At 64.9% G+C, this 11,985-nt stretch carries 14 protein-coding genes; 6 read left to right on the top strand and 8 right to left on the bottom strand.

Translation table 11 applies throughout. The features are described from left to right. Positions 1-2 precede the first annotated feature (2 nt). From AC1DPX_RS05250 to leuD, 4 genes are all read right to left on the bottom strand, one after another. Positions 3-353, bottom strand: coding sequence for a VOC family protein (locus AC1DPX_RS05250; protein WP_477235066.1), 351 nt, complete (start codon positions 351-353; stop codon positions 3-5). A 4-nt stretch (positions 354-357) separates the two neighbouring features. Further along, positions 358-750 carry a RidA family protein gene (locus tag AC1DPX_RS05245; protein WP_202357134.1) on the bottom strand — a complete coding sequence of 131 codons (393 nt, stop codon included), beginning with the start codon at positions 748-750 and terminating at the stop codon, positions 358-360. Between the two features lie 111 nt (positions 751-861). Continuing rightward, entirely contained in the window at positions 862-1,797 is a 936-nt protein-coding gene (locus AC1DPX_RS05240; RefSeq protein WP_477235064.1) for a hypothetical protein, read from the bottom strand. 70 nt (positions 1,798-1,867) lie between these two features. Then, the gene (gene leuD / locus AC1DPX_RS05235) at positions 1,868-2,473 is read right to left on the bottom strand and encodes a 3-isopropylmalate dehydratase small subunit (protein ID WP_096451815.1); all 606 of its coding nucleotides are present in this window, start codon (positions 2,471-2,473) and stop codon (positions 1,868-1,870) included. A 154-nt stretch (positions 2,474-2,627) separates the two neighbouring features. Between leuD and AC1DPX_RS05230 the strand changes: the two genes are divergently transcribed. The 5 genes from AC1DPX_RS05230 (at position 2,628) to AC1DPX_RS05210 (ending at position 5,289) form a co-directional block, all read left to right on the top strand. Beyond that, on the top strand, positions 2,628-3,053 hold the full coding sequence (locus AC1DPX_RS05230) for a GNAT family N-acetyltransferase (protein WP_202357132.1): 426 nt from the start codon (positions 2,628-2,630) through the stop codon (positions 3,051-3,053). Between the two features lie 93 nt (positions 3,054-3,146). Continuing rightward, a complete protein-coding gene (locus tag AC1DPX_RS05225; protein WP_202359260.1) occupies positions 3,147-3,458 on the top strand; it encodes an ArsR/SmtB family transcription factor in 312 nt (103 codons plus the stop codon). Beyond that, a complete protein-coding gene (locus AC1DPX_RS05220; RefSeq protein WP_477235063.1) occupies positions 3,458-3,904 on the top strand; it encodes an SRPBCC family protein in 447 nt (148 codons plus the stop codon). The genes AC1DPX_RS05225 and AC1DPX_RS05220 overlap by 1 nt, the downstream gene beginning before the upstream one ends. 43 nt (positions 3,905-3,947) lie before the next feature. Beyond that, positions 3,948-4,439, top strand: coding sequence for an SRPBCC family protein (locus tag AC1DPX_RS05215; RefSeq protein ID WP_477235061.1), 492 nt, complete (start codon positions 3,948-3,950; stop codon positions 4,437-4,439). A 49-nt stretch (positions 4,440-4,488) separates the two neighbouring features. Continuing rightward, positions 4,489-5,289 carry a DUF72 domain-containing protein gene (locus AC1DPX_RS05210; protein WP_477235059.1) on the top strand — a complete coding sequence of 267 codons (801 nt, stop codon included), beginning with the start codon at positions 4,489-4,491 and terminating at the stop codon, positions 5,287-5,289. 160 nt (positions 5,290-5,449) lie between these two features. Here AC1DPX_RS05210 and AC1DPX_RS05205 read toward each other — a convergent pair whose 3' ends face one another. From AC1DPX_RS05205 to AC1DPX_RS05190, 4 genes are all read right to left on the bottom strand, one after another. Beyond that, positions 5,450-6,616, bottom strand: coding sequence for an NAD(P)/FAD-dependent oxidoreductase (locus tag AC1DPX_RS05205; RefSeq protein ID WP_477235057.1), 1,167 nt, complete (start codon positions 6,614-6,616; stop codon positions 5,450-5,452). Positions 6,617-6,683: 67 nt separating this feature from the next. Then, the gene (locus AC1DPX_RS05200; RefSeq protein ID WP_477235055.1) at positions 6,684-8,291 is read right to left on the bottom strand and encodes an ATP-binding protein; all 1,608 of its coding nucleotides are present in this window, start codon (positions 8,289-8,291) and stop codon (positions 6,684-6,686) included. After that, positions 8,282-8,974, bottom strand: coding sequence for a response regulator (locus tag AC1DPX_RS05195; RefSeq protein WP_477235053.1), 693 nt, complete (start codon positions 8,972-8,974; stop codon positions 8,282-8,284). The genes AC1DPX_RS05200 and AC1DPX_RS05195 overlap by 10 nt, the downstream gene beginning before the upstream one ends. A 3-nt stretch (positions 8,975-8,977) precedes the next feature. After that, positions 8,978-10,525 carry a DUF4153 domain-containing protein gene (locus AC1DPX_RS05190; RefSeq protein WP_477235052.1) on the bottom strand — a complete coding sequence of 516 codons (1,548 nt, stop codon included), beginning with the start codon at positions 10,523-10,525 and terminating at the stop codon, positions 8,978-8,980. A gap of 554 nt (positions 10,526-11,079) precedes the next feature. Here AC1DPX_RS05190 and AC1DPX_RS05185 point away from each other — a divergent pair. Beyond that, positions 11,080-11,976: an HpcH/HpaI aldolase/citrate lyase family protein gene (locus tag AC1DPX_RS05185; protein WP_477235051.1), complete on the top strand. Its 897-nt coding sequence runs from the start codon at positions 11,080-11,082 to the stop codon at positions 11,974-11,976. The last annotated feature ends 9 nt before the right edge of the window (positions 11,977-11,985 follow it).

Here is an 11,985-nt window from a genome sequence, read left to right as displayed (position 1 = left end):
GATCACCGATGTGAGAGAATGTTGACCAGCCGGCCCAGGGGATCGCGCACATAGAAGCGCCGCACGCCCCAGGGTTCGTCGGCCGGTCCGTATTCTATGGCGAAGCCGGCGGCCTTCATGCCTTCCAGCGCCGCCTCGACATCGTCGACCTCGATCGACAGGTCCGGCACCGGCGTGCCGGAGCCGCCTTGCGCCATGAAGGAGACCTGCACCTGCATCTGTTCGTTGGAACCGTAGGTGGCGATCCAGCCTTGATCCATCAGCAGATCGAGGCCAAGCACGTCCTGGTAGAAGCGTTTCGCCGCCGCCGCATCCTGCGTCGCGATATTGGCCACGATGCGCCGGACCTTCATGCTCTCAACGCCCCGGAGCCGAGCGCCGCAGCGCCGTGACTTCGATCTCGATCTTCATTTCCGGCTTGTTGAGCTGGCAGACGATCATCGTCGCCGCCGGCCTGATGTCGCCGAATGTCTCGCCGAGGATCGGGAAGACCACGTCCACGAAGGCCTGGTCGGTGATGTAGTAATGCGCCCGCACCACATCGGCCATCTCGAAGCCGCCGTCGGTCAGCGCCTTGCCGATCGTCGCCAGGCAATTGCGCGTCTGCGCCTCGACCGTCTCCGGCATCGTCATCGTCGCGTAGTCATAGCCGGTTGTCCCGGAGACGAAACACCAGTCGCCCTGCACCACCGCGCGCGAATAGCCGGCAGTCTTTTCGAAGGGCGAGCCGGTGGAGATCAGTTTGCGCATGGCAGGCCTCGTTGGGTTGTCGGCCTGCGTTTAGCAGGCGAGGCCGCGCCGGTCGTGGGCCAAGCCGAGCGGACCATTGTCACGAAGCGAAGCGCGCGGGCGCGGAGAACCCTAATTCCCCGACCCCTGCGCGGCGTCGAGCGCCTTTTTGATATCGTCCGGCCAAGTCTTAAGCGGCGGCCAGGCCGCCGGCTCGCCATTGTCGCCGCGCCGCGAGAAATAGACCGTGTGCTTGGCCGGGTCGACCGCCATGAAGCCGTCATTGCCGCCGCAATCATGCGGCACGCAGCCGGTGGCGTAGAACGCGCCGGACGCCGTCTTTTCCGTGCCGCCGCCGACCAGCAGGCTGGTCGCCATGTCGGGCATGGTGTCGCCGAGCAGCGCCTTGGCCGCCTTGTAGACAGCCTCGTTGTGGAAGGTGTCGATGATGTTGTCGTATTTCGCCGGATCGATGTCCTTCCAGTCGGTGCCGGATTCCGGCGTATAGGCGAGGTTGCCGGAAGTCGTCAGGCCTTCGGTCGGCGACCATTGCAGCGCCGCCTTTGTCTCGCCGGGCAGCAGATAGGGCACGAAATAGATGGCGCTGTCGGAGATCGCCGCCGGCGGCGCGCCGCATTCGTCCTGCTCGACCGTCGTGGTCTTGATCTCGCCGTCCTTCGGCTTCCAGACGATGACCTTGGCCGGGCCGCATTGATTGCCGCCGTCGCCGACATCGACCAGCGCGACATTGACGTCGCCGATCTTGACCACCTTGTCGAAGAACACATCGTAGTTGCTGGCCAGCTGCTTGCCGTCATAGGCAAGCACTTTCTCGCCATCCTGCTCCGGCTGGGTGATGGTCAATTGGCCGCCCTCGAACGCTATCGGCGCCTGCTTGTCATCGTCGGCGGGCGCCGCGTCGCTGGTGCTCGACTCTCCCTGTTCGGTCGCTGGCTGGTCGGCCGGCTTCTGGGCTGCTGCGGGTGTCTGTGTCTGCGCAAAGGCACTGGCTATGGGCACCAGCAACAAGGCCAGCCCGCAAACGCCGGCAAGAAGCGAACGTGCCATGACTGTCCCTCCCTTCAGTCGCCGCCAAACCCGGCCTGAAAGGGCCGGGCCTATATTCGGATGGTGCCGTTCAGGCCCAGGGGCGCTGTTCGGCGTTGCGCTTCTCGAACGAGGCGATGGCGCCGGCCTTTTCCATGGTCAGGCCGATATCGTCGAGGCCGTTGAGCATGCAGTGCCGCTTGAAATCGTCGAGGTCGAACTTGACCACGCCGCCATCGGGGCCACGGATTTCCTTGGCTTCGAGGTCGATCGACAAAGTGGCGTTGGAGCCGCGCGAGGCGTCATCCATCAGCTTCTCGAGGTCCTCGGGGCTGACGGTGATCGGCAGCACGCCATTCTTGAAGCAGTTGTTGTAGAAAATGTCGGCGAACGAGGTCGAGATGACGCAGCGTATGCCGAAATCGAGCAGCGCCCACGGCGCGTGCTCGCGGCTCGAGCCGCAGCCGAAATTGTCGCCGGCGACCAGGATCTGCGCCTTGCGGTAGGCCGGCTTGTTGAGCACGAAATCCGGGTTTTCCGAACCGTCGTCATTGTAGCGCATTTCGGCGAACAGGCCGGTGCCGAGGCCGGTGCGCTTGATCGTCTTGAGATAATCCTTCGGGATGATCATGTCGGTGTCGACATTGACGATCGGCATCGGAGCGGCGACGCCGGTGAGCTTGGTGAATTTTTCCATGGCTTTGGCCCGTGTTTTCGTTGCGGGGGATTTGCTGAAGCTCCGTTTACACAAAGCCGAGGGCAAATAAAAGGCAACTGTTCGTGCGCATTGGCACAACAGCCACCCCACAAAGCGGCTTCGAATTCGCTGGCCGATGGTGCAGTCTGCCGGCATGGCTGAAAATTCCCATGTCCTCTACGCAAGCGAACCCGCGCTCGATGTCGCAGAATTCCGCAAGGTGCTGTTGGAATCCGGCCTCGGCGAGACACGGCCCGTCGATGATCCCGCCAGGCTGCAGGCCATGCTGTCCGGCGCCAATCTGGTGCTGACCGCGCGCCTCGACATCGAAGGCAAGCCGCTGGTCGGCGTGGCCCGTGCGGTCACCGACTTTGCCTGGGTCTGCTACGTCTCCGAGCTCGCCGTGTCCCGATCGGCGCAAGGGCTCGGCATCGGCAAGGGCCTGATGGACGAGGCCCGGCGGCAGCTCGGACCCTCGGTCGCCATCAGCCTGATCTCCATGCCGGACGCCGTCGGCTTTTACGAACGCATCGGCATGAAACGCATGGCCGACGCCTTCTGGTTCTCCCGCAAGGGCTGACTTTTTTCCTCTTGGGGTCGGCATCCGGTCGTCAAAGGCGCGTGACTTGCTGCTTGACATGCAACCAAATGGTTGCATATTAAAGCCATGAGCATGGATGCCGTCTTTCGCGCCCTGGCCGACCCGACACGCCGGCAATTGCTGGACAGTCTCCATGCCCGGAACGGGCAGACGCTGAACGCGCTGTGCGCGGAGATGGACATGACGCGCCAGGCGGTGACCAAGCACCTGGCGATCCTGGAGGAAGCCAACCTCGTCACCACGCTCCGCAAGGGACGCGAAAAGGAGCACTACCTCAACCCGGTTCCGATCAACGAGATCGCCGAGCGCTGGATCGGCAAGTTCGAGCGCCATCGGCTGAATGCCTTGAGTGATCTGAAGAAACGCCTCGAAAGGGAAGACTGATGAGCAACAGCTTCGTTTACGTGACCTACATCCGCACCACGCCCGAAAAGCTCTGGGAGGCGCTGACCGACCCGGAGTTCAACCGGCAGTTCTTCCTCTGCTCCTACCAGGAGAGCGAGTGGAAGGTCGGCTCCAGCTGGAAACTGGTCTTCCCCGACGGCCGCGTCGCCGACTCGGGCGAGATCGTCGAGATCGACCCGCCGCGACGCCTGGTCATCAAATGGCGCAATGAATGGATGCCGGAGATCAGGGAAGACGGCTACACGCGCTGCACCTTCGCCATGGAACAGGACGGCGAGCTGATGAAGCTTGCCGTCACCCACGAGGCCGACGGTCCGCACCGGCTGATCCCCAATGTCAGCAAGGGCTGGCCGCTGGTGCTGGCCAGCCTCAAGAGCCTGCTCGAGACCGGCAAGGGTTTCGAGCGCCCGCCATCAAAGGGATGAAGGATCGTTTCGATATCGAAACAAACTTTGTCCGGAGGCATCCATGATACACTTTCCCAGGGTGCAAAGCATGACCAATGGCGAGACGATCATGGCATCCGCCGAGATCGAAGCGCCCGCTGAGCGCATTTTTCGCGCACTGGTCACGAGCGAGATAGAGCAATGGTGGGGATCCGCCGACACCTACCGCATGGCCGACTGGTCAGCCGATCTTCGTGTCGGCGGCCGTTGGACCGTCACTGTCCGCACAGCTGACGGCAACGACCTGCCGGCCGGCGGCGAATTCCTCGAGATCGAGGCACCGCGCCGGATCGTGCAGACGCGGGCCTATGGCTGGGATCACGCGACGCTTGGCCGGCGGCAAACCACGGTCGCCTGGCTGCTGCAGCCGATCACCGGGGGTACGCGTCTCACTATCTGCCATGGCGGTTTTGCTGGGCTCAGCGATGCGGCGGCTGAACATGCCGAGGGTTGGGGCCGGGTGCTGGCCTGGCTGCAGGCCTATGTCGAGGCTGGGAAGCGGGCGGCGGCTTAGGCGGCGGGTGCCGCCTTGACCCGCACCTCATCTGGTCCACATCCCATGCATGGAAAAGCGGGGATATTTCATAGGCACGGCCGGTTGGGGAATTCCAACCCGATACCAGCAAGATTTCCCGCAGCCCGGCTCACATCTCGAACGCTATGCCCAGCGCTTTCCGATCGTCGAGATCGACACGTCCTTCTACAAGCCGCATCGCCGCGAGACCTATGAACGCTGGGCAGGTTCCGTGCCGGAGCACTTCCGCTTTGCCGTCAAGACGCCCAAGGCAATGACCCATGAGCATCGTCTGGCGGATTGCGATGCGCTGGCCGAAATGTTTCTGCAGCAGGTCGATGGTCTTGGCGAAAAACTGAGCGTGCTTCTGGTGCAGCTGCCGCCGAGCTTGGCCTTCGAGCCGGACGTCGCCGGCGGTTTCTTCGACATGCTGAGCAAGCGGACAGGGGCGAGGCTGGCATGCGAACCGCGCCACCCGAGCTGGTTTGAAGCGGAGGCGGAAACGCTTCTGGCAAGCCGCAGGATCGCGCGCGTTGCCGCCGACCCCGCTCCGGTCCCGGCGGCGGCAGTGCCGGGCGCTTGGGCCGGCCTCGCCTATTTCCGCTGGCACGGCATGCCGCGCGTCTATTACTCGGAGTACGACGCCGAAAGCCTCGCCCGGATCGGCCGGCAGGTGCAAGCAACGGCCGCTTCGGGGGCCGAGGTCTGGGGAATTTTCGACAATACGGCTGCCGGACACGCACTCGGCAACGCGCTCAAGGTCGATGCGGTGATACCCCGAAGCGACGCGGCGCGGACCCTAGAATCCATGCGGCGGCGGCGATGTGTCGCGACGGATCAAAACTGTTAGGACAACGCGCGGGCGTTTCATTCTGCAGCGCTGACGCCCTTCGGCAGCGGTAACGGCATGGATTCCGGGGTCTCCGCGACGGACCTTCGCTCCTGCTCCGCCCTGGAATGACGAAGAAACTGGTAGCGCTTTGCGAATTCTGAGGGCCGTCCCAAACCGCTCAAATCACGTTCAATTCCCGGAACGCCCGTCCCTCGGCCACGCGTTCGTACCCGAACGCCGAGCAATCGATCGTCCGGTACCCGCCATGCACCAGAAGCTCCGCCAGCGCCTTGCCGACCGCCGGCGCCTGCTGCAGGCCATGGCCGGAAAAGCCGTTGGCGAACAGGAAATTGCCGACCTCTGGATGCGGGCCGATCACCGCGTTCTGGTCCAGCGTGTTGTAGTCATAGTGCCCGGCCCAGGCGCGGGTCGCCTTGATGGCCTCGAAAGCCGGGATGCGGGTCGCCAGCACTGGCCAGATCACCTCTTCGAACAGCGGCCAGTCGACGTCGAAATCGGCGGGATCGGCCGGACCGTCGCCCTCTTCCGGCTCGGCGCCGCCGGTGAGGTAGACCGAGCCTTCCGGGCGCACATAAATGCCGGAGGGGTCGACCAGCAGCGGCATGTCGGCATATTTCTCGCGCGCCTCGAAGACGAAGACGTTGCGCTTGCGCGGCTCGACCGGCAGCGCCAGCCCGGCAAGGGCGGCGACCTTGCCGGCATTCGGTCCGGCGGCGTTGACGACGATGCCGGCTTCCAGCGTCTGGCCATTGTCGAGGGAGACGCCGGTGACGCGATTGCCGTCGCGCGCGATGCCGGTGACGGAGGCGGCGATGAAATCGATCTTCTTGTCGCGCAGCGCCTTGCGGAAAAGCGTCAGCATCGCATGCGCGTCGAACCAGCCCTCGCCGCTCCGGCCATAGGCGCCGGCGGAAATGCCCTCGGTCGACAGCCAGGCGAAGCGCCGGGTCAGCTGTTCTGGATCCTCGAGCACGATGTCGGCGCCCTCGGCGACCTGCGCTTCATGGTTGGCCTTGAGAACGGGCAAGCCATTCTCGCCGGCCAGGATGAGATAGCCGCCCTCGCGAAAACCGATATCGGCATCGGTGCCGAATGTCTCCTTCAGCCGCCGGAACAGCTTCAGCGTGAACTGCGACAGGCGGATGTTTTCCGGAATGGAGAATTGCTGGCGGATCGAGGCCATGGACAGCGTCGTTGCCGCATGGGCGAATTGCGGATCGCGCTCGATCAGCGCGATGGAGCCGGAAAAGCCTTCCTCGCGCAGATAGTAGGCAATGGAGGACCCAACGATGGCCCCGCCGATGATGACGATGTCGTAGCGCATTTTTCAGCTCCGGCTTCCAGAGCATGATCCCGAAAAGTGGGTACCGGTTTTTCGGATAAGATCATGCTCAGCTTGATAAAGGCAAAGTGATCTCGAAGCGCGTGCCGCGCTCGGAGTCAACCAGCCGGATCATACCATCATGCGCTTTCAGGAGGGCCAGCACGATGCCGAGGCCCATGCCGGTGCCGCCGGCGGCGCGCCGCGTGGTGAAGAACGGCTCGAAGATGCGCGCCCGGTTGCTCGGCGAAATACCGGCGCCGTCGTCGCTGACCAGCACCGTCGCCTTGCCGCCGGCGCTTGCCGCGGTGATCGAAACCAGCGTCGCGCCGTGCCTGGCGGAATTGTCGATGAGATTGGCAAGCACGATCGCTGCGTTCTCGGCCGAGATGCGCAAGGCGAGATCACCGCCCGCCTCGACGCGGACCGCCAGCCTGGTGTCGACGGGCAGCAGCGCCAGCGAGGCAGCGATCGAGGTGGTTTCACCGCTGGGTGCAAGATTTTCGGCCTTCGCCAGGTCGAGCAGCCTGCACACCAGCAGATTGAGCCGCCCGGCATCGGTGACGATATTATCTGAGAAGCGCCGACGCTCCTCGTCGTCCATCGCGCTACCGGAATCGCGCAGCAATTCGGCTGCGCCCTGGATCGCCGTCAGCGGCGATTTCAGTTCGTGCGAGACATGGGTGGCGAAGGTCTGGATCGAATCCGATCGCGCCTGCAGCTTTTCCGCCATGTCGAGGAAGGCGGCGGACAGCTCGGCCATTTCGTAGGTGCCGTGATGGTCGAGCGGCCGGATCGCGTCGCGATCGCCGGCGGCGATACGCTGGGTGCGGTCGATCAGCGCATAGATCGGCCGGCTGACGGTACGCAGGAAGACGAGGCCGATGAGCAGCGTGCCGCCAAGGATGGCGATCGCTGCCAGGGTCACCTTGCCGCGCTCGCCATAGAGATGCTTGATGATGTTGTTGGGCGTCCGCGAGACATAGACCACGCCGGCGACATGGCCGTCGACGGCCACCGGCAGAGCGACGAAGACCCGCACCTTGGTGCCGCGGCTGACCGAATAGAGCGGCGGCGTCGGCTGGTCGGGGATGCGCAGCCGAAGCGCGCTGGCATAGCGGCCGGCAAGTGCGGTGCGCACCTCATCAACCCCGGCAAGCGACTGCCCGACCTCGTTGCGCCCGGCAATGACGACGCCTTGGGGATCGAGCAGCCGGAAGCCGGCGAGCGTGGTTTTCTGCGTCGCGTCGAGAATGCCTGACAGGTGCGTGCCGATCGCGGCGAAGGCCGGATCGGCGGCGGTAACGGGCATGGCCGCCGGCCGGGTCGGTAGTACATAGTCCGAAGCCAGATCGAGGCGCGGCTCGATCGGCCGGTATGGTCCGTCGGGATTGGCGGCCCGGCTGGCGCTGCCATTGGCCTGCGGCATCGGCGCGCCGAGTTTGTCCGGAGAAATGCCGGCGTCGCGCACCTCCTGTGCATAGATGGCGGCGATGGCCGCCCCTTGCGCGATCAGCTCCGCCTCGGTCTGGCGGATCAGCTGGTTCTCGTAGAGGCGGAAGAAGAAGAGGCCGACCAGCGGCAGCGCCATCACCAGGATCAGGATGGCTACGACGACCGTGGCGAGCCGTGGCCGCCATTTGCGGCCGATCCATTTGCTTGACGTCGTCAGCCGCATCGGCCGAGCCGGAAGCCGACGCCATGCACGGTCTCGATGGCGTCCAGGCAGCCCACCGCCGCCAGCTTGGCGCGGATGTTTCTGATGTGGCTGTCGACGGTGCGGTCGGCGACATGGATCTTGCCGGCATAGGCGTTTGCCATCACCGCGTCGCGGTCGAGCACATGCGCCGGCCGCGCCAGGAAACCTTTCAGGATAGAAAATTCGATCCCCGTCAGGGCAAGCGGCTGGCCGTCGAAGGATGCCCCGTGGCTGGCCGGCGCCAAAGTGAGCTTGCCATGCGAAAACTGCCGGTCGTCGGCCGGTTCGGGCGCCGCCGGGCGGGCGCGGCGCAGGATGACGTTGACGCGGGCGACCAGCTCGCGCGGACTGAACGGCTTCGTCACATAGTCGTCGCCACCCATTTCGAGCCCGAGGATGCGGTCGATCTCCTCGTCGCGCGCGGACAGGAACAGCACCGGCACGTCGGAGGTATGGCGCAGCCGCCGGCAGACCTCCAGCCCGTCCATCTCCGGCATGCCGATGTCGAGCACGACCAGATCCGGCGCCCGGCGTCCGATCTCCTGCAAGGCGGCGGCGCCATCGGCCACACCTAGCGTTTTCATGCCGGCCTTTTCCAGCGCGAAGCAGATCACCTCGCGGATATGCGGGTCATCGTCGGCGACGAGGATGTGATGCGGCATCGGTCAGCGGCCCGGCAAGGAAGGTTGGGAAGGCTGAGGAAGCACGAGCGACCCCTTGCTGTCGAGATAGGCAAGCAGGCGCCAGTCGCGAAAGCTCCAGGCGCGCCAGTTCTGTTGAACGGTGCGGTACCAGTCTTCGTCGCTGGCCCGCAATCCTTCGAGCTTGCGGACGGCGCCGGCGGCAGCCGTCTTGTCCTGATGGTCGAAGAAACGATCGAGCGCTGGAAACGCGCCCGGGCCGAGCGAGCGCAGATACCAGGCGTCGAGGGGGATGCCCTGGCCGGTCATTTCAAGGGAGTGGTCGACATTGTAATTGGCGATCAGCGCGGCGAAATTGATGAAACAGCAGGCATAAAGCGTCAGGGATAACGTCAGAGGATTGGCGGAGGAGAGCCATTCATTGGGTTTTTCGAGCGCGATGCGGGCGATGATCAGCGCCAGCCCTGCCGCCACCAGCCCCATCCAGACGAAAGCCGCGATGCGCCAATAGGTCAGCGCGTAGATGCCGACATAGAGGTCGAGCCGCAGGATCGACGAGATGACCAGCACGATGTTCTGCGCCACCCAGGCATAGACCAGCCGGCGGATGAGCGGATCGCCGGAGGTCTCGCTTCCCGGCCTGAGCGCCGCAAGCACGAAACCGGCGGCAAGCAGCGCGGTGACGATCAGCGGATAGGCGCCGCGATGCGCATAGGCGGCGTAGCTCAAGCCGTCGGGAAGGGCGACCCCGCCCCACAGATAAGTGGCGTCGAGCGCGGTCTGCAGCGCAAACAGCACGTTGAAGACAACAAGCGCGCGCAGGATGGCGGCCTTGCCGAACACGATGTCCTCGATGGCGTGGCGTTGCGGATTGGTCGCCGGTGGGGCTGCGGCAAGGGCATGGTTTGGCCGAGGGATGCGCCGCGAAAAACGCGGCAGGCGTGGCCGCAGGAAGGCCCAGACGCCGGCGAGCACGAACAGCCAGAAGGCGATCCGCGCCAGCTGAATCAGATCGAGCAGTTTTAGAAGATCGATCAGCGACAGCCAGTATTCAATGACCGGATTGGCGGCGCCGAACAGCGCCAGGAACACGGCGCCCAGTGTCAGCGGCATCACCCAGACGGCGACCGCCGCCAGCCGCACGCGCCGCCGGCCAAACCGGCGCGCCGTCCTGCGCCAGCGGATGAAGTCTCGGACAAAGCGGAACGGCGCCGCCAGCCCGAACAACGCGATCTGGCCGGCGATGCGCGCCAGGCTGTGCCGCAGCCGGCCGCTCAGCGACAGCGCGAAGACGACCAGCGCCGCAAGCGCGATCGAGACGGACAGAGGGCTGACATTTTCGGCCAGCGGCAGCAGCGCGACAAGCAAGGCGGCGGGCTTGAGCCAGACCCTGATGTCGCTGAAGGCCGCGGGGTGCACGGCCACGACCGCCGCCGCGATCAGGGTGGCGAACAGGAAGACCGTGATGCCGGCGGGCTGACCGTAGAACAGGAAATCCGCCAGCACGACCAGCAGCACGGCAACACCGAAGCGGCTGCAATAGCCTGGTGCGGCGGTGAAAAACGATGTCATGAGCTGATCTTCCTGATGGCATCTGGCCTGATCGTGCCCGGCCGCCATGGCGGCGGGCTCTTGCGGACAAAGGGAATGAGGATCGCCGCGGGGTTGGCGCGCGGCGGATCGACCAGCCACCAGCCTTCGCTGCGCAGGCGCCGGGGCAGGGACCAACGGGGTTTTGCTCGCTTGTGCATGCCGCCTGTTTGGCAGACCGGCAGGGAGATGGCAGGGCGGATCCGAGGAGCTTTTCGGCAGGTGCGTGCAGTTTTCGTGCAGGCAGCGCGCCATCCTGCGAACGCTGCCGCCGCCCCTCATCTGCCTGCCGGCAATCTTCTCCCCGTGAACAGGGAGAAGGGAGCTGGCCGCAACGCGGGCGCCCTTTCCGCAACGTTGGCGATTGGCGAAACCGGCGATGAGGGCGTCCTTCTCCCCGTCACTATACGGGGAGAAGATGCCGGCAGGCAGATGAGGGGCGGCGCTGATCTTGATGATTAGCCGACCTCACGCAAACTTCTAAAGCTAATACCCCAACGCTTGCCTCGACCCCCCTCACGCGGCATAGATCCAGCATGACAACCGAACCCTACCGCCCGCGCCGCTCGGTGCTCTATGTCCCGGCCTCCAACGACAAGGCGCTGGCCAAGATCGCGCAGCTGTCCTGCGATGCGATCATCATCGACCTCGAGGACGCCGTCGCTCCGGCCGACAAGATCGCCGCCCGCGAAAAGCTGCCCGCGATCTTCGCCAGCCGCCCGGCTGCCAACACTCCTGGCCGCCGCTGCGAGATGGTGGTGCGCGTCAATGCGCTGGCCAGCGAATGGGGCACCGGCGACCTCCTGGCCGTGGCGAGAGTCGAGCCCGACGGCATCCTGTTGTCCAAGGTCGCCACGCCACGCGACATCCTCGAAGTCGGCGACGTGCTGGACGACAATTTTGCCCCCGACAGCGTGAAACTCTGGGCGATGATCGAGACGCCCAAGGCGCTGCTCAACATCGGCGCCATTGCCGAACTGGGCCGCGATCCGGCCTCGCGCCTCAACTGTTTCGTAGCCGGAACGAATGACCTGGCCAAGGACACCGGTGTGCTGGCGACCCCCGACCGGCGCTACCTCGTGCCGTGGCTGATGCAGATGGTGCTGGCCGCGCGCGCCGGCGGCCTCGACATGCTCGATGGCGTCGCCAACGATTTCCGCGACCTCGACGCGTTTGCCCATGAGTGCGCGGAAGCGGCGGCCATGGGCTTCGACGGCAAGACATTGATCCATCCGGCCCAGGTCGACGCGGCGAACCGCGCCTTCGCGCCCTCACCGGAGGCGGTTGCCGAGGCGCTGATGGTGAAAGAGGCCTTTGCCCTTGCCGAGAATGCTGGCAAAGGCGTGATTTCGCTGAAAGGAAGAATGGTCGAGCGGCTGCATCTGGCGCAGGCCGAAAAATTGCTGGCGAAGGCAGCCGCCATCGGCGCATGATATCGGCCC

The sequence above is a fragment of the Mesorhizobium sp. 01N446 genome (genome assembly GCF_056399285.1).
Note: the sequence above shows the minus strand (reverse complement) of the source record. Positions and strands in the feature narration are given on the sequence as shown.